Genomic DNA, 17113 nt, shown 5'->3' on the forward strand with positions numbered 1-17113 from the left:
GGTGTCGCCCGTGCGCGCGAAAAACCAACCAATGAAGTACGTTCGCCCTGCTGCATCCTCGCCGTGAGCGCATCGGAATGGGAACCGCAGTAATGATCAGCGGTGCCCGTTTCCTAGCGTAGTCGACCGTCTCGCGGCGGTGGACACACGGGCGCGACATGCTCTTGATTGATATCGTAAGGACCGGATTTGTAGGCGGCGAAAACGCCGCCGCGCCCGAAGCGGTCGAGCTTCGCGCGGAGATACGCTGTACGTGCAAAACATATTGTCATGCGGTCAACGGTCGTCGCCGACGCGGACATGATGCGCAGCTCCTGCCATGTCGGCGGCATGATCTGCATCAAGCCCATCCTTGCTGCACACCAGATGAACATCGCCAACGCTCTCGACATGCATTTATGGCGCGAAGCAACCGCTCGGGGGATGGCGAAACGTTTCGCGGCTTCCCGGATATGTCGAGATCATGGATCGGCGGATAAAATCGTGCTGCTGGAGCGCCCCAGCCGCTCACTATCCGCCAGGTTCTGCGTAACCAACCGACGCTGAAAGGGTGAGCCAAGCAGCAGACATCATCGTCGTGCTGCTGCGTACGACAGTGCATATATCACGCTTCTGATGCGTCGACAGCCTGCGGCCGTGCTCGCTTCCGTCAAGAGCAAGGCTTCGCCTGCCGGACTTGCTTGCCGCAAATTGCGCCGCGATAAGCGTCCTCCGCCATTGGCGTCCGGCCGCCCTGACTTTCGCTGCACGCGGCACCCGCCTCACGGGCGATTTGTCGATGGCTTGACCGACGCCCGATCGATTGAAGAGCTTGACGCGGCGGGAGCGCAGTCGGAGCACCGACCAGCTTCGTTCATTGCGCCTCGATAGCGGCTCCAAAGCGGACTCCATGCGTTCTGACTGGAACAGATTGGCGCGAACCGGTTGCGTGAAGACGGTTGTCGATCAAGACAGAGAGATAGGCGCAGACCCTGTCGCGGTGCGATTCCACGCTGCACCAGCTGTCCATGCCTTCGCAGCAGACGCAATGGTCAGGCGCGTTTTCGGCATGGGTTGGTGCAAGCCTAACTGCTCGATCGGGGCCGGATGGTTGGAAACATCCGGCACTGGAAAGATGGCGGCGGCCGCCAGATAGGGACCGCGCGACCGATGATCGAAATGTTTGGAAGCACGGAAACAGCAAGGCTCAGGTCGTCGCATAATCCCAAGGGTGAGAGGGCGGTGCCTCGCCTGGGGTGAGGCACCGCGTGTCGATCAGCGGGACCAGATGAGCTTGTGCTCGCCGTTGTCACTCTGGACCAGGGTCGCGTAGACCGGGGCCGTGAAGGAGGGGTCGTCGAGCTTAAGCGAGACGTAGTCGGCGCCGGTTTCCTTGGCCGCCTTTCCCCAGCCTGCGCCAAGTTCGACGCCATTGGCGGCGATCCGGTAATCGGGGCCTAGCTCGTTGTCCTTGGGGGACGGGCCGGATGGTCGCCTTGACGTTGACGTTGAGGGTGCGGATCGTGCCGGTAAAGGCGCCATCGTCGCTGCGGGTGAAGGTGCCGATTTGAGCCATTGTGGTATCTCCTTACTGTTCCTCGAAGCCGCCCAGCGCGGCCTCGATAGCGGTCTTCAGGCGACGGGACGGCCGGCCTGCACCCGTAGGGCCGCAGCTCGAGCGGAGGGCGGCGGCAGCCAAGCTTCTTGGTTCGCGAGGAATGCGCCTCAGCGCAGGGGACGAAGGTCAGCGAAGCCGTTTACCCGACGACACGACGGGAGAACAGATCGACGACGGCGGCAAACGTAGAACCATCCTTCGGCGGTCCAGCCGTAGGTAAAGTCCGCGATCCACTTCTGGTTCGGTGCAGCGGCCTCGAAGCTGCGATCGAGGAGGTTGGCCGACACGGCAGCTCGCTCTCCGGTGTCCTTCGGCAGCCCGCGGCGCCGAGGCCGGGCCCGCAGCCCGCTCTCCCGCATCAGCCGTTCGATGCGATGCAGTCCGCAGGAGAGCCCCTCTGCCAGAACGTCGTGCCAGACCCGACGCGCGCCGTAGGTGCGGTCACTGCTCTTGAAGCTGCGATCGATCCGGCAAACGAGGATCTCGTCATCCCGGGAGAGAACGCTGGGGCTGCGGTTGAGCCAGGCATGGAAGCCCGAGCGGGACACATCCAGCGCACTGCACAGCCATGCCACCGGCCAGATGGCCCGGTGCTTCGCGATGAAAGCGAACCTCATGTCACTTCCCTCGCGAAGTAGGCTGCGGCCTTTTTTAGGATGTCGCGCTCCGCCTTCAGCTTCGCGACTTCCTTGCGCAGCCGGTCAATCTCCAACTGCTCGGGCTTCATCTGTCCGTAGCCGGGAAACGCATGCTGCGGATCGGCCGATAGATCGCGCACCCATTTGCGCAGCACATTCTCGTGGAGATCGAGGTCGCGGGCCGCCTGGGTCACCGCGACGCCCCGATCCTTCACCAGCCTCACTGCCTCAAGCTTGAACTCGCGGCTGAACTTCCTTCTCTGCATTTCCACTCTCCAGTTCCGTTAAACACCTTATCTCGGTGTCCACGAAACCGGCAGCAGGCCAGACCGTGAACTATTATGCCGGGATTGATGTGTCATTGGAATGCTCCAGCGTTTGCCGTTGTTGATGGGCAGGGCAAGATTGAGAGGGAAGCGAAGGTGGCGAGCGAGCCGGAGGCGCTGGTCGCCTGGTTTGCAGCGCTCGAAGTACCGCTGGCGCGGATTGGGCTGGAGGCGGGCCCGCTGTCGCAGTGGCTGTTTGCTGCTCTGCAAGCATCCGGCCTGGCGGTGGAGCTTCTCGAGGTGCGCGATGCCTTCAAGGCGATGCCGGTGAAGACGGATCGCAAGGATGCGCGCGGCATTGCACAGCTCATGCGGCTTGGCTGGTTCCGCCCCGTGCACTCAGCAGCGATCGAGCAACATTTTCTTTGTCGTGCAGCTCGCATTCCCACAGCACGAGGACCTGCCAGCCGAGCTCAGTGCTGAGACCGTGCCTGCGTGAGGCATGTATCTGACCGCCGATGCGCGAACCAAATGGTCTGTCACCGAGCCATTATCGAAGCGCTTTACAATGCTCGGTTTTGAGCATTCAATATCCAATTGGAGGGTAATACTTTCGAGGAGAATGATCATGCCAGATCGCTTTGAAAGACGGATTCGTGAACTTGAAGATGCCATAAGCAAGCTTCCTCAAGAAGCTCTGGACAATTTTATCAAATTCAATCAGCGACACCGCTATTTTGTTCCGTTGGATGGCTACCACTCGATTCGGCATCCGCTGAGAGACATCACATGCAGCGCTACTGAGGTTTTTCTCCTTTCGGGCAACGACAAGACTGGCAACTCTGGAACAGCCGAGCTGCATCTCAATGATTTTCTTTGTCATCATGCGTTCGATATCGGCCAGCGAGGCGTGTTAATTAGCCGCCCTCAATTCACGGCCCTGCCGACTGGTGATGCGCCCGTAGTGCTTACAGCGAAATTCGTCTTGAGTGAGATCGCGTTACAGCCCAATGAAGCAGTGGGCGGCGGCGTTTCATCACCAGTGTTGGACGTTGTTGTAACGGTCACAAGCTGGAACCCTGACGGAAGTCCCGCAAAGGATGTTTCGTTTTCTTGGGTATCAACCATTGAAGGAGCAAGAGCCTTTCAAATCGGCGGCTGACGACGCGATCCACAAAGAGAGGGCGCACTAGCTAGTTGGCCATGAGCAACAAAGGTGCGCTAGATGCCCAAAGTCACGAAGACCATCGGGAGCGGCATGACGGAGCGCGGGATTGTTCAGTTCGACTGGACGACTATCCATGAGTTCTTCGCAAAGCGTGTCATCACGTATAAAAAAAGACGGCGCACGCGGCCGAACAGCAGCGCCCGGACGTTCTGGCGGCGCGAGAAGAATGGTTCGACGGACAACTCGATCTCGACCCGAGCCGCCTGATCTTCATCGACGAAAGTGGCATCAATACAAGGATGGCGCGGCTTCGGGGTCGCTCGCCGCGCGGCGCACGTTGCCGGGCGGCCGTGCCTCACGGGCATTGGAAGTCCACGACCTTCACGGCGGGCTTGCGCCTCAACGGGATCGCCGCTCCCGGGCTTCTCGACGGTGCGATGGATGGCGAAGCGTTTCTGTTCTACCTGCGCCGCGTCCTTGCGCCGACGCTTCAGCCCGGCGACGTCGTCGTGATGGACAACCTCCCGGCTCACAAGGTGGCCGGCGTTCGCGAGATCATCGAGGCGGCTGGCGCATGCCTACGCTATCTTCCGCCCTACTCGCCGGACTTCAATCCGATCGAGATGGCATTCGCCAAGTTGAAGGCCTTCCTGCGAAAGGTCGCCGCGCGATCCATTCCAGAACTGTGGGACGCCGTGCGCCTCGCGATCGATCGCTTCGAACCAAAGGAATGCGAAAACTTCTTCGCCCATGCCGGCTACGATGCGTGACCCAAATTATTCCGAAAACGCTCTAGCCGTGATCGCTCAGGGGCTTGCCCCCAGCAATAGCAGTCACAGCGAGGTTGCCGCCAAGATCGATCGGGCGACGAAGGCCACCAAGGCGACGCAGGACGTCGCCGCCGAGCTTCAGGAAGACGGTATGAAGAAGGCCAAGAAAAATGCAGAGATAGGCAGGTGGCAGAACTTCTTGAATTTGGCCGGGTCAGCTGTGCAGTTCGGCAGCGCGGTGAGTGAGAGCGAGGCTCCTGCCAAATCTGCCGGCAACAAACCGACCGACCTCAACAAATCGATCAAGATCAAACCGAAAACGACGCCCGCGGTGACCAAGCCTGTCAGTCAACCGGAGCAGCAGCCGGTGTACCAAACACAACCGTGAGCACCGACGAAGTCCGCTTTTGGTGGAGGGTCCGGACGGTGCGAATGACCGACGTTGAGGGCGCAGAGCGGCCCGGTTTGGGGCCGAGAGTGGATCTGGAGCGCTCGATCGTCATGCTCGATTGGCTGGGCGACATTGATTTGCAGCGCCGGGCTCAGATCGGGTTGAACAAGGGGGAATCCGACTAACACAGCCGAGGCTGCAGCCAGAGGTCGGAAAATCTCGATCCGGGAAGCTGACAGTTTTGCCCAGACCGTGCTGCCGATCATCGCCTCCATCCAGCAGTCGGGCATCACCAGCCTGCGTGGCCTGGCAATCGCTCTGAACAACCGCGGCGTTTCGAACAGCGCGCAACGGCCATGGCAGGTCTCTAATGTGCGCAACATTTTGGGGCGGCAAGCTTGTGCGAACGTGCCCTTATAGGCGGGAATTTGCTGACCAGCTCGCCGAAGTGCTCGATAGGCCGATGGCCATTGCACTCAACAACCGTGGGGTCAGAACGGGGTGCGGCGGCCAATGGGAGGTCTCGAACGTTCGCAACTGCCTTACATCGAAAAGTAGAGCGGGCCTGCCACTCTAGCTTCGCGTCCCCCCAGTTCCGCGCTGCAGTCGGACTTGATGTTCGAATTGCCGCTCATCTTGATCGTGTCGGCAACGATGCGCAGGCAGCTGCTGCTAGTTCCGTTGTTACCATTGTAGGTCAGGTCGCCATAGGGGAAGTATAGGACGCCGTTCAGATCAGTGGCGCCATTCCCATTGAACAGGTGGGACGATGTGTTCGCTCGTGCAGACATCATCAGCATGCCGGCATAGTCGCCTGTCTGCGGCGCGCTCAATGACAACGAGCCGTTGCCGTTCACTGTTATGCCGCCATCAGCCATGAAGATGGTCACGCCGGCGCCGGTCACTGTGCCTTTGACGGAAAGAGAACCTTCGACATAATAGAGGCCCGGCTCCAGGGTTTTGTCGCCGCTCAGATCGAGATTTCGATACCGCCCTGGACTGACTGTCAAGTCGCCAGCTTTCGGATTAGGATACAAGATTGGTGGTACCGGTTCCACCAGGTTACCCCATGGGTCAGGCAGTCGCCACGCATTGACGCGATTTTGCTCACAATCGGTGATCAGTCCGCTGGTCGCCACTATTCCGCCAGATGATTGAATGCAGTCCGCCTCAAGGGACGCGTCGCCGCCAACATAGATGGAATCCGGAGCCGACGAATTGGAAGCGATAACGCAGCCATCCATGATGACTGTGGTGCTCCCGGCCGCCTCGAAGGCGCGCGGCGCGGCCCGGTTGAGGGCATAGACGCACGCAGTATCACCATTGTTGGACGTTATGCGGGACCGGACGAGAATGTTGGTGGATGACGGTCCATCGCCGCCGATTGAGCGCGGAATAAGATAGGTGTAGTTGAGGCTGGATTCAGTCCTGAGGCTCTGGCTTCCGTCGTTTTCCGTCGCCAGACCGTGATAGACGAGCGAGGGCATGTTATCCGTGCTTGCATCGACCGATGCCAAGTTGGCTTTGAGTAGCTTGTCGCCAAGCGCCTGTAGCTCACCGTCGCTCAGGCCCGAGTTGACCTTAACGGCGATCTCCATGCTTGCTGCATCCAGAGCCGATTGAAGCCTGCTCCGCTCGCGGTTCATGTTCGCGAGATCCACCGCGGCGCCGACTGCTGCAATCATAGGAAGCAGCATGACAACGAGACCGGTCGCAAAGTTACCGCGGCTGTCTCGAAAGAACCGTTTCACAAGAAGAATTTGGTGCATCATGCCGGCAAAATGCATCCCTGCGGCAAAGAAGTTGTTTCACTGATCACTAAACTCTTAAGTAGGAGGAATTCATCCTCACAGAAAAGCTGCCGGACGGTCAAACCGCTGTCCGGATGGAGGATGCCGCCGTTCCGTGGCCGCGAATGCAGAGCGCTCTCAGCGAGCGGATGCAGGTATCGCTCGACTGTGCACAGCGCGGAACGGTTACCCGTCGCTAATTCTATTGAAAAATAAACAAGACATTCGAAATGGGTGATCGCCAGCACCACTCGTCACCCAGTTTAGAAGGGTAAGTTCTGGCGCTGAAAAACACCCCAGATCCGTTCTACGCCACCATTTCGCTCCAGAACCGATCTAGCCAGGCTTTCTACAATTTTTCACGTTGGACCCCGCGGCGGTCTGTAAGCCAACTGCAATTCGTTGGATCCGGCGACGGTTCGAACGTTGCTACGGCTTGTTCATCAGTGCGAGGTTGGCATCGACCACCGAGGTATCGGTCATTCCTGCCTTGGCCTCCAGAAGCAATTCGCGGGCTTTTTTCTTGTTGCCGCGCAACAATTGCGAATACCCCATATTGTTGACGATGTGGGCCCGGCGGCCAGCAACCACAACAAGCTGATCGTAAGCGCGGTCGGCAAAGTCGAAGCGGCCGAGCTGGTCGTAGGAGGCGGCAAGTCCCAGCCATGCCTCGGCATTGTCGGACCGAAGTTCCACCGCCTTGCGGAAGTGCTTTTCCGCCAACCCATAATTGGCTTCGCGGAACTGCGTCTTGCCAGATACGAGATCAGCCCCGCTGATGTCGGTCGTCGCCGGAGCGATCGACGTGGTCTCGGTGACGTCGACGCTGCTCGTCGTGCATCCCGTCACAATCGTCACGACTGCGACCGCAGCCAACGCGGCGAATTTCGATTGCCCCATAATCTGCCCCATCCGGCCGCTTGGCGGGCCGTCTCATCAAGCACCATAGCGGGTTCGGCTTAAGCTTCGGTGGCGTGTTTCGACCAAATATTAGGAAAGCCGAACATATCGGATTAACTATCGACTGGAGCGGATCAGTCGCCTGCCGTCATTTTCACGATGATCGGGATGATGGCGATCATCAGCACGACTGGCAGGATGCAGATCGTAACCGGCACCGACATCTTTGCCGGCAGCGCGTGCGCCTTTTCCTCAGCTATCGACATGCGCTTGTGACGCATTTCGTCCGAATAAACCCGAAGCGCGCCCGAAAGGCTGGTGCCAAGCTCCTTCGATTGCTGAAGCAGCGTGGCGAAGGAGCGTACCTCTTCGAGGCTCAGGCGATCAGCCAACGATTTCAGCGCATCGTCAAGGCTGCGCCCTGCCCTGAGTTCGAGCGAGACAAGCTGAAGGTTCTGGCTGAGCGAGGGATGAGTGATAAAGAGCTCTTTCGACACCCGCTCGATCCCGGCCTCCATGCTCATGCCGGCGTCCGCGCAGACGATCATCAGGTCCATGAAATCGGGAAAGCCATTGCGGTATTCCCGCATTTTCGTACGGACCTGCGAGGTCAATACAAGTCCCGGCAGAAAATAACCGGCGCCACCGGACATGATGATAAAAGTCCAGCGGCTCGGAACTGCCGATTCACCGCCAAACCAGCGGACGACCAGAAACGCAACAACGGCTCCAGCCAGGAAGCCGACAAAGCGGATGACAAAAAACCTGCCGACCGCGCCTGGATCCATGTGACCAGCCTGGATGAGTTTCATCCGCAGCCGCGCAACGTTTTCCGGATCGCTTTTGGCGTAGAATTCATGGGCGGTTTTCATCGCCTTGTCGCGGACGGCGCTGGCGTTCCGTTTCGGCGCGGCGGTCGGCTTGGGTGCCTCCGCAACCTGGGAGACTTCGACCTTGAGCCGGCGCTTCAAGTCGCCGCGTCCTCCACGCGCGGTACTCCACTGCCAGAGGATCGCTCCTACTCCCACGGCGAGCAGCAAAAGCGCCAGCGACGTCGGGCGAAGGGAGGCAAGGAGGCCGATCAGGGTTTCCATGTCAGAATTTGAAGTTCGACATCTTGAACATTATGGCGTTGCCCAGCATTAGCCATGAGATCGAACCGCCTAACAGATACCAAGTCATCGGCTCGCCCCAGACGCTCTCGTAAAATTGCGGCATCAAGACCATGATGCCGACCATCAGCAGCGCCGGTACGGCGGTCAGGATGTAGGCCGACATGCGGCCCTCGGTCGAGATTGCTCGCACTTTGCGCCGCAGCTTTCCGCGCTCGCGGATGACCGACGACAGACCATCCAGGATTTCGCGCAGATTGCCGCCTGAACTGCTCTGGATCGACACAGCGGTGACGAACAGCGGCAGGTCTTCGTGTCCGACGCGCTCGAACAGCGAATGCAGCGCGGAAACCAGGTCGGAGCCATAGGTCACTTCGTCGGCGATCACGCCGAATTCGGTGCCGATCGGATCGGCCATTTCACGCGCCACCATCGAGATCGCCACCGGAACCGGATGCCCTGCCTTGAGGCTTCGCGTGATGAGTTCCAGAGCTTCTGGAAGCTGCATTCCGAACATCTTGTGCCGCCGCTTGCGCAGGAACCGCAGGGTTATGATCGGAAAGACCAAACACATGACCGCAAGCACTGCCAGTGCAATGATCAGCGGCAGGCCGTAGGAAACGGCAAACAGGCAGATGCCAAGCGCCAGACCCGACGTGATCAGCAGAAATTTCGGCAGTGGTAGGACCATGCCGGACTGGATCCGCAGCTTCCGAATCCGGTCGAGTGAAAGCATCGAAGCACCGCCTTCCATCCCACGCTCTTTGCGCAGTTGGATCAGCACCTGCTCTTGGCTGAGCTTTTTCTCCTGCAGCTTCATTCGCCGATTGATCGCCATGCGGCGATCCCGGTGCCCGGCGTAAAGCAGGTAAAACGCTTCGGCGATCATGATGCCGGTCAGACCGGCGCCGGCATAAATGACATAGATGGCGCTGAATCCCTCGAGCATTGATTATTCCTGCTGTCTGCCAGGCTCGAAATATCGCCCAGGAAATTCGATGCCCATCGCCTTCAGGTCTTCGAGGAAGCGCGGGCGCAGGCCCGTCGCCTCGAAGTGGCCAAGGATCGTCCCGTCCGCTTCTATGCCGGTGCGCACGAAGCGAAATATCTCCTGCATCTGGATCACGTCGCCTTCCATCCCGGTCACTTCGGCGACGCTCGTGACCTTGCGCTTGCCGTCGGAAAGCCGGGTAAGCTGCACGATGATGTCGAGCGCGCTTGCGATCTGGCTGCGGATCGACTGCACGGTCATCGGCATTCCGGTCATGCCGAGCATCTGTTCGAGACGGGAAATCGCGTCGCGCGGCGTGTTGGCATGAATGGTCGCCATCGAGCCTTCGTGGCCGGTGTTCATCGCCTGAAGCATGTCGAAGGCTTCCTCGCCGCGGCACTCGCCGAGGATGACGCGGTCCGGCCGCATGCGCAGCGCGTTTTTGACCAGATCGCGCTGCTTGAGTTCGCCGTGACCCTCGATATTGGCCGGCCTCGTCTCCATGCGCGCCACATGCGGCTGCTGCAATTGCAGTTCGGCCGCGTCTTCGATGGTGATCAGGCGCTCGTCTTCGGGGATGAAGGCCGACAGCGCGTTCAGCATCGTCGTCTTGCCGGTGCCGGTGCCGCCGGAAATAATCGTCGTCTTGCGGGCATGGACTGCGGCGGCAAGGACCTCGGCCATGTTCTGCGTGACCGCACCAAATTCAACGAGCTTATGCAGACCGAGCTTATTCTTGGAGAATTTGCGGATGGATACCAGCGGCCCGTCGACACCGACCGGTCGGATGGCGGCATTGAAGCGTGAGCCGTCGAGCATGCGCGCGTCGACCATCGGCTGGGATTCATCGACGCGACGGCCGACGGCCGCAACGATCTTGTTGATGATGCGTATGAGGTGAGCTTCGTCCTTGAACGGAATATGCACCTGCTCGAGCTTGCCATGCCGCTCGACGAAGCAACTGCGATGGCCGTTGATCAGGATGTCGTTGATGGCTGGGTCTTTCAGCAACGGCTCGAGCGGGCCGAGGCCGACCATTTCGTCGACAATGTCATCCACCAGCGCGTCGAGTTCGGCGACATTGACCGCAAGCCGTTCGCCGCGCGCCTTCTCGGAGACGAAATCATGCACCTGCCGCCGCATCTCTTCGCGCGGCAGGCGCTCGAGCGCTACGAGGTTGATCTCTTCGATCAGCATGCGGTGAATGCGCATTCTGGCGTCGAGGACCTTCGTGGGCTTTGCCGGTCCCACCTCGGGTTTCGGCGGGGCCGGCTTGCGTGTCGTCGGGATGACGATCGGCCGATGCTGGATTGGCGCCTGCTCGTGCCGGCTTTCCGGCGTGGCATCGCGTTTCTGGAGCGTCGAAAATCGGCTGATCACCCGGCTCTCCTCAAAAGACTTTTGCCGAGCCCGAACAGTGAACGCTTTTTCCGCGTTTCCGCCACGACCTCATCAGGCAGGACTATTCGCCTGAGATCGTTGACGAAATTCGCGTTAGGGTCGATCTCGTGCAGCGGAACGCCGCGATCGACGGCCTCGCGCACCAGCTTGTAATTGTTCGAGATGCCGCCGACGAAATGCTCGCCGAGGAATGCCTGGACGTCGGCCCGCTTGATGCCGCTTTCGAACAGGCGTTGTTCGAAGCGGTTGACGATGACGTTTGGCTTCACCTCCTTGCCCACCGTCTCATAAACGGCCTGGATCAGCCGCTGCGTATGGCGCAGGCACGGCACGGTCATTTCGGCGACGATGTAGAGCTTGTTTGAGCCCAGCAGCACGGTCTCCGTCCAGGGAAACCACGTGCGCGGCATGTCGATGACGACATTGTCGAAATAGGCGGAGACGAGGTCCAGCATGCGGACAACCACGTCGGCGTTGAACGTGCGCATCTCCGCTGGCCGCGCAGGCGCAGCCAGCACACAGAGACCGCTCGCATGTTTCGAGAGCATCACGTCAAGAAGCTGGCGGTCAAGGCGTTCCGGCTGATTCTCGATTTCGTTGATGTCAAAGCGTGGCTCGAGGTCGAGATATTCGGCGCATGAGCCTTGCTGGAAATTGAGATCGACTACGCAGGTCGACGATCCGCGCGTTACCGAATGGTGGAGCTGGAACGCGGTTTGCAGCGTCAGCGTGGTGGTGCCTACCCCCCCGGCGGCGGGCATGAACGTGTAGATTTGCGACTCGGTGTTCTCTTCGCGCCCCGGTCCCTCAAGCGCGCGAACGCAGGAGCGAACAAGATCGGCGGTGGTCAGCGGCTTGACCAGAAAATCGGCGACCTGAAGCTGAACCAGGATGCGCGCGGCGGACGCATTGAATTCCTGAGTCACAACGATGATTGCAGCGCGCCTCTCGAGTCGCCGCGTAATGCGCTGCAGCGCCTCGATCTCGTTGAGCTTGGCCGCATCCATGTCGACGATCACCGCGCTGCAATCAGCCTCCTGGATTTCGCCGCGTAACTCGGTGACGTTCTTCTCGACCGTAACAAGCGCAACCGCCTCCGACGAGGCGAACGCCGTCCTCGTTTTCTGCACAAAGCTCTTGTCGGTGGAAACAAGCACGATCCGCTTGGTTTTTCCGGGATTTGCCATTCTTCTCGCCCGCGCGTTTGGTGGCCTGATCAGTAACCGGCCGTGGGTTGCGATGCTTTTTCCTCGACCGCTTTCGGGGCCGCGCTTGGCTGGGCGCCGCGGTCTGCTGGCACCCGAAGCCGGGTGCGTTCGACGCCCTCAGGCCACGGATCGACCATCTGCATCACGGTGTTGGCCGCCATCGCATTGCCCGCGCCTCGGGTCAGCCCGTCGAGACGCATCGTCTCCTCGGTGGCACAACCGCTGGCAGAGGCAAGCATTGCGACGGCGCCGACCAATGAAAGCGTTCGCATGCTCATTCCTTTGGGAGATCGAGGAAGTGGCCGACTTTTTTGGCCGGAGCGGCAGCGTCGGTTGCGGTCCCGCCATTGTGGGCGGCGTTGGCGGTTTTCACCTCCTCCACATTGCCCAGAAAATAATCGACATTGCTTGCCGGCAAGGTGCCGTCAGCCGGCGTCAGCGGCTTCTTCGATGGGTCCATCGGCTTAACGAGGTACGGCGTGACGATGATGACCAGGTCCGTTTCGCGCCGCTGATACGCTCTGGAACTGAACAGCGGGCCGAGCACCGGCAACTTGCCCAGACCTGGAACGCGCTGCTGAACCATGTCGTTCTCGCTTTGCAGCAAGCCCGCCATCATGAAACTCTGACCGCCTTTCAGATCGATCGACGTGTGCGCGCGCCGCACCACGAAACCCGGGATGGAGATGTTGCCGATATTGTAGGAAGCCGATCTATCGATCGAGGAGACCTCCGGCTCGATGTCGAGAGCGATCAGGCCGTCGCTGAGCACGGTCGGTGTGAAGTCCAGGCTGACGCCGAACTTTTTGTATTCGACTGAGATCTTGCCGTCCTCTTCCGAGACTGGGATCGGAAACTCGCCGCCCGCCAGGAAGCTCGCTTTTTCACCCGAGCGCGCAATCAGGTTCGGTTCGGCAAGACGTCGCGCGACACCGCGGTCTTCCAGAGCCTTGATGGCGACATCGATTGACACGCCGTTGGAGAGAAGGCCGCCGATGAGCTGTGCCGCGGGAGCCGCCTTAGAAACCGAAGGGGTAGAGTTGAATGAGACGCCGCCATTGCTGCCGATGTATGTCACGCCGATTTTGGTGCCGAGTTCCTGTCCCACCTGCCGGTTGATTTCGACGAAGCGCACATTCAGCTGAACCTGCTGCGACGAGGAAATATTGACCGAGTTGATGACCGTTTCTTCGCCCGAAAAATTGGTGGCGATCCGAGTCGCCTTATCAACCGCCAACGCATCTTCGGCTGAGCCGGACAGAACAAGCCGGCCATTCGCCGAGCTAACCTTTATGTTGGCCCCCGGCACGCTGTCGCGGATGGTGCTGGCCAAACGGTCGGTGTCGAGCGTCACCTCGATGTCCATCGTACCGACCAGTTTCTTGTTTTCGTCGAAGAGAGCGATGCCCGTGGTGCCGAGATTACTGCCGAGCAGGTAGAAGGAGCGGTCCGTCAGTGGCTTGACGTTGGCGATCTCTGGATCGCCGATGACGATCTCGTAGAACGGCACATCGGTCTTGATCGTTCTGGGCTTTCCCCTGGCGAGCTTGATCGAGATGTTTTTGGTCGAGGTAATGTAAACCACGCCGTTGCCGGCCTCAGCGTTTCCAACGCCAACCAGAAAGTGTCCCGCCGCAAACGAGATCGCCAGCAAGGCTATTCCGGCAGCATGCGCGCCGCTCCGACACAAATTGCCCACCCACCCAAACATTGCCTGTCCCCAAAAATCCGGCACCCCTGCCGGTGTCGTGTCACTTGTCCGGCGCAACAACCTGATAGGATTGCGGGTTGGTGCCGCGCGTCACGATCACGGTCTTGAATTTTTGCGCTTCCGGCCCCTCTGCGGCGATCGCCTCGATGACTGCGACCGCAGCATCCGACGCGCCGGCCACCGAGCCGCCGAATGAAGAGATGGTCGTCAAACCGTCTGTCGAACCACCGCCTTCGCTTGAGGCGCGCAGCGACAGCGACAGCGTGCCCACCGTGCGGCCCAGCGCCACCTTCTGCGCGCCCTCGGCATTGACCTCGATGGTCACAGAATTAGCGATCTGCGGACTGATCTGCCGCTCGTCGGCGCCCTGGCCGACGGTCAGCACCTTGGCGCTCTCGACCACGATCTCACTGGTCAGCGTCGAACCAGCCGCGCCTTCGGCATTTTTCGCGACTTCGGTGATGGCGCCGGCGTCGCGCGTCAGCACCACGTCGACATGGTCGCCGGGCATAACGAAGCCGCCGACGCCGGCTATTTCGTCGGTGCGGATTGTCACCGCCCGCATGCCGGGCGAAAGCAGGTTCGACAGCGTCGCGCGCCCATTGGGACCCGACAGTTTTGCAAGCAAAAGCGGCTCGTTGATCTCGAGGGGTGAAAGCACGACACGGCTTCCCTCGGCCAAAGCTTCGTTGATCGTCGTGAAGGCGCCCTGCGGAAGCGAATCCTGCGGCCACGGAATTTCCGCCAGTTGCGTCCGCTCTAGCGCCATGCCGAAGCGCAGCGGCGCCCTGGCGACGACGATCGTCTGAAACTGCATCGCCGGCGGCGCGGGTGTCGGAACTGCGAGCGAAATCTCTCCGGCACGAGCGTTTGTTTCGCTCTTAATCCAGAGATCGGCGGCAAAGATCGAGGCCGCGCCGAACACCGCGGCGATGCCGATCATTGTAATGGCTTTGCCCTTCACGCCCGATACCTCAAAATGCACCCTTCTCGTCTTTTGTCTTTGGCGGACGCTACCGGGCGATTCTGAACAATTAGAAAGTTTGCTTATTCGAATTGGAGCTATCGTTGCGTCTGGTTACCGAACCCTTGGACGTTTGGCCGCAGTTTGAGTGAGCGCATTTACTTTTGGGTCGAAATTCACTTGGCTTCGACGTTTCCGGCACGCCGTCACGTTGTTGCTTACCCCACACGGTCAATGCGTAGCCGAGCAAGCGGCTGGCGCGGCAAAGCGGCTACAGCGCGCAGCACCACAGATCAAAGTTCCGCAGGAGGCGCCGGCGCAAGGTTTTCTGCTATGAAGGCTCTCCGGCGCCCTTGCCTAAACCGTCGAAGGGTCTGCTTTTGGGCAGCTCCAACGCACCCCCGAACGGCCGAGATTGGCGCATTGCTGCCGTCAGCCGGCAACCGCTACCAGGATGAGGAAGGACAAACAGGTCGCCGGAAGGCGCCAGGCCACTGTTCACTTGCTATGCGTTGGAATGTGCATATATTGTGCGTATGAGGAGGTTGGAGATTTGTCATGACCCACGCACAGCTCGCACAATCGAAAGTGGTCTCAGGCTTTGTCGACAGCCTTCAGGAGCCGCGTACGCCTTATATCTCGCCGAAGCGCCTGTCGCAGGCGCTTGGCGTGAAGGTGGCCAATCTGGCACAGTTGACCGGGGTTCATCGAAACACGCTCCGCAATCCCTCTTCGGAACGCCTGCAGGGCCGGATGCGCGAGATGGTGAAAGTGATCTCGGCGGCGACGGAACTCACCGGCAATGTTGACAAGGCGATCTACTGGTATCGCAACGAGCCCATCGCGGACTATGGCCACCGCACGGCGGCCGAACTCGTCGCGGACGGCCAAGTCGAAGCAGTCCTGGCCTTCATCCGGGATCTCGAGAACGGGGCGCGCGGGTGAAGGTCACCCGCGTCGGGCCGGACGAGATCTTCCATCGCTATCTGACACCCAAATGGGCTTTTCTGCCCACGAGTGGCACGGGAGCAGCGATCGACGGCGGACGTTTCAACCGGCCAGGCGTCGAAGCGCTCTATCTGTCCCGTTCGACGCAGACGGCTCTTGACGAATACAAGCAGGGCGCCAGCATCGTCCCGCCGGCAACGCTTGCCGCCTACAAGATCACGCTCGGCGAGGTGGCCGACCTTTCTCAAGGGTTCGACCCAAACGTCTGGGACGGCGCCTGGCAGGAATGGGATTGTGCCTGGCGCCAGGTCGCTCGCATTGACAAAAAGGTCCCGCCATCGTGGAAGCTCGCGGACCTGATCATCACTGCCGGGCTTCGCGGCATCCTGTTCCCGTCGCTGCGTCACGCCGGCGGCACCAATCTGGTGATCTTTCCGGCCAATCTTGTCGACGGCGATCATGTCGCGGTTCACGATCCCGATGACCGGCTGCCGCACGACCAGGCGTCCTGGTCCTGAGTCATCAACTGTCTCTGTGGTCGCAACGCGACAACGCCCGCTCACGACACCTGGTCCTCAACGACATCGTCCTCGCCCTCCCTGTTAGCCAAACCGGCTGGAATACCGCCGGCCAGGAGCTTTTCCTTCGACAGGAGCCCGGCATCTTCAAGCGCCTCGAAATCCGGCAGCTGCCGCAGCGTGGCGAGCCCGAACTGCGACAGGAAATTTTTGGTCGTCACATAGATATAGGGCGCCCCCGGCTGCGGGCTGCGCGGTCCCGAGGCGATCAACTCCTGCGCGCGCAGCACGCCGATCAGGTCGCGCGATACCTCCTTGCCGAAAAAGCTCGACAGCTCACCCCGGGTGATCGGCTGGAAATAGGCGATGCACATCAAAACCAGCGCCTCCGCCTGCGACAGTTCTTTTGCCCCTCGCCCGCTGCCGTGCCGAAGGCGGCGCGGATGGCGTCGCCAAAAATTTTGGTCCGGTGCTGCCAGCCGCCGGCGACCGCGACCAGCTCATGGGGGCGGCCGGCGAACTCGGCGCGAATATCGTCGATGATCAGCTCGAGATTGCAGTTTTTTCCCACTACCCGCGCCAGCACCTCGCGCGGCACCGGGTCGCTGGCCGCAAAGATCACCGCTTCGACCCGGCCCATCCATTCGCGCCAGCGCAGCTCCGGCGGCAGGTGGTCCAATTCCGTGTCGAGCAACACAGGCTGTTCGTTCGGTTTGCGGCGGGCAGAGGCTTCGTTCATC

Annotated in this window: 18 protein-coding genes and 5 pseudogenes; 9 read left to right on the plus strand and 14 right to left on the minus strand. The window is 60.3% G+C overall.

Annotation, left to right across the window (positions count from 1 at the left end; all coding sequences use genetic code 11):
• Positions 1-113: 113 nt before the first annotated feature.
• Positions 114-374: a transglycosylase SLT domain-containing protein gene (locus tag IQ26_RS41560; protein WP_407660310.1), complete on the minus strand. Its 261-nt coding sequence runs from the start codon at positions 372-374 to the stop codon at positions 114-116.
• Here IQ26_RS41560 and IQ26_RS24440 point away from each other — a divergent pair.
• Positions 271-546, plus strand: coding sequence for a hypothetical protein (locus tag IQ26_RS24440; RefSeq protein WP_145720872.1), 276 nt, complete (start codon positions 271-273; stop codon positions 544-546). The genes IQ26_RS41560 and IQ26_RS24440 overlap by 104 nt on opposite strands.
• A 771-nt stretch (positions 547-1317) precedes the next feature.
• Here IQ26_RS24440 and IQ26_RS24445 read toward each other — a convergent pair.
• Positions 1318-1555: pseudogene (locus tag IQ26_RS24445) on the minus strand (DUF736 family protein); the annotation flags it as partial.
• A gap of 184 nt (positions 1556-1739) precedes the next feature.
• A pseudogene (locus IQ26_RS24450) lies at positions 1740-2501 on the minus strand (IS3 family transposase); the annotation flags it as partial.
• 65 nt (positions 2502-2566) lie between these two features.
• On the opposite strand from IQ26_RS24450, the pseudogene IQ26_RS24455 reads away from it, so the two are divergent.
• The 6 genes and pseudogenes from IQ26_RS24455 to IQ26_RS39215 all read left to right on the plus strand — a co-directional run.
• A pseudogene (locus tag IQ26_RS24455) lies at positions 2567-2900 on the plus strand (IS110 family transposase); the annotation flags it as partial.
• Between the two features lie 229 nt (positions 2901-3129).
• Positions 3130-3663, plus strand: coding sequence for a hypothetical protein (locus IQ26_RS24460; RefSeq protein ID WP_145720873.1), 534 nt, complete (start codon positions 3130-3132; stop codon positions 3661-3663).
• 63 nt (positions 3664-3726) lie between these two features.
• Positions 3727-3936 (plus strand): hypothetical protein, encoded by a 210-nt coding sequence (locus IQ26_RS24465; RefSeq protein ID WP_145720874.1) that lies wholly within the window; start codon positions 3727-3729, stop codon positions 3934-3936.
• A pseudogene (locus tag IQ26_RS24470) lies at positions 3837-4439 on the plus strand (IS630 family transposase); the annotation flags it as partial. The gene IQ26_RS24465 and the pseudogene IQ26_RS24470, both read left to right, overlap by 100 nt.
• The gene (locus tag IQ26_RS24475; protein ID WP_145720876.1) at positions 4432-4827 is read left to right on the plus strand and encodes a hypothetical protein; all 396 of its coding nucleotides are present in this window, start codon (positions 4432-4434) and stop codon (positions 4825-4827) included. The pseudogene IQ26_RS24470 and the gene IQ26_RS24475, both read left to right, overlap by 8 nt.
• A gap of 44 nt (positions 4828-4871) precedes the next feature.
• Positions 4872-5015: a hypothetical protein gene (locus IQ26_RS39215; protein WP_156090951.1), complete on the plus strand. Its 144-nt coding sequence runs from the start codon at positions 4872-4874 to the stop codon at positions 5013-5015.
• 357 nt (positions 5016-5372) lie between these two features.
• Here the strand turns inward: IQ26_RS39215 and IQ26_RS24490 are convergent, their stop codons facing one another.
• The 10 genes from IQ26_RS24490 to cpaB form a co-directional block, all read right to left on the minus strand.
• The gene (locus IQ26_RS24490; protein WP_208760206.1) at positions 5373-6602 is read right to left on the minus strand and encodes a TadE/TadG family type IV pilus assembly protein; all 1230 of its coding nucleotides are present in this window, start codon (positions 6600-6602) and stop codon (positions 5373-5375) included.
• A complete protein-coding gene (locus IQ26_RS39985; RefSeq protein ID WP_208760207.1) occupies positions 6599-6868 on the minus strand; it encodes a hypothetical protein in 270 nt (89 codons plus the stop codon). The genes IQ26_RS24490 and IQ26_RS39985 overlap by 4 nt, the downstream gene beginning before the upstream one ends.
• A gap of 181 nt (positions 6869-7049) precedes the next feature.
• Positions 7050-7520 carry a tetratricopeptide repeat protein gene (locus IQ26_RS24495; RefSeq protein WP_145720878.1) on the minus strand — a complete coding sequence of 157 codons (471 nt, stop codon included), beginning with the start codon at positions 7518-7520 and terminating at the stop codon, positions 7050-7052.
• Between the two features lie 134 nt (positions 7521-7654).
• Positions 7655-8614, minus strand: a complete 960-nt coding sequence (locus tag IQ26_RS24500; RefSeq protein ID WP_145720879.1) for a type II secretion system F family protein — start codon at positions 8612-8614, stop codon at positions 7655-7657.
• A 1-nt stretch (position 8615) separates the two neighbouring features.
• A complete protein-coding gene (locus IQ26_RS24505) occupies positions 8616-9581 on the minus strand; it encodes a type II secretion system F family protein (RefSeq protein WP_145720880.1) in 966 nt (321 codons plus the stop codon).
• Positions 9582-9584: 3 nt separating this feature from the next.
• Complete coding sequence (locus tag IQ26_RS24510) at positions 9585-11003, minus strand: TadA family conjugal transfer-associated ATPase (protein ID WP_145720881.1); 1419 nt, start codon at positions 11001-11003, stop codon at positions 9585-9587.
• The gene (locus tag IQ26_RS24515; protein WP_145720882.1) at positions 11000-12211 is read right to left on the minus strand and encodes a CpaE/TadZ family protein; all 1212 of its coding nucleotides are present in this window, start codon (positions 12209-12211) and stop codon (positions 11000-11002) included. The genes IQ26_RS24510 and IQ26_RS24515 overlap by 4 nt, the downstream gene beginning before the upstream one ends.
• 29 nt (positions 12212-12240) lie before the next feature.
• Positions 12241-12504, minus strand: a complete 264-nt coding sequence (locus tag IQ26_RS24520) for a hypothetical protein (protein ID WP_145720883.1) — start codon at positions 12502-12504, stop codon at positions 12241-12243.
• A gap of 2 nt (positions 12505-12506) precedes the next feature.
• Positions 12507-13943, minus strand: coding sequence for a type II and III secretion system protein family protein (locus tag IQ26_RS24525; RefSeq protein WP_145720884.1), 1437 nt, complete (start codon positions 13941-13943; stop codon positions 12507-12509).
• Between the two features lie 40 nt (positions 13944-13983).
• Complete coding sequence (cpaB, locus tag IQ26_RS24530; RefSeq protein WP_240547211.1) at positions 13984-14907, minus strand: Flp pilus assembly protein CpaB; 924 nt, start codon at positions 14905-14907, stop codon at positions 13984-13986.
• A gap of 558 nt (positions 14908-15465) precedes the next feature.
• Between cpaB and IQ26_RS24535 the strand changes: the two genes are divergently transcribed.
• Together IQ26_RS24535 and IQ26_RS24540 are read left to right on the plus strand one after the other, a co-directional pair.
• On the plus strand, positions 15466-15852 hold the full coding sequence (locus IQ26_RS24535) for a hypothetical protein (RefSeq protein ID WP_127221768.1): 387 nt from the start codon (positions 15466-15468) through the stop codon (positions 15850-15852).
• Positions 15849-16373 (plus strand): RES family NAD+ phosphorylase, encoded by a 525-nt coding sequence (locus IQ26_RS24540; RefSeq protein WP_145720885.1) that lies wholly within the window; start codon positions 15849-15851, stop codon positions 16371-16373. The genes IQ26_RS24535 and IQ26_RS24540 overlap by 4 nt, the downstream gene beginning before the upstream one ends.
• A gap of 41 nt (positions 16374-16414) precedes the next feature.
• Here IQ26_RS24540 and scpB read toward each other — a convergent pair.
• Positions 16415-17112 (minus strand): annotated as a pseudogene (gene scpB / locus IQ26_RS24545) (SMC-Scp complex subunit ScpB).
• Position 17113: the final 1 nt, after the last annotated feature.

The organism is Mesorhizobium tianshanense (assembly GCF_007830515.1).
Taxonomy (GTDB): Bacteria; Pseudomonadota; Alphaproteobacteria; order Rhizobiales; family Rhizobiaceae; genus Mesorhizobium; species Mesorhizobium tianshanense.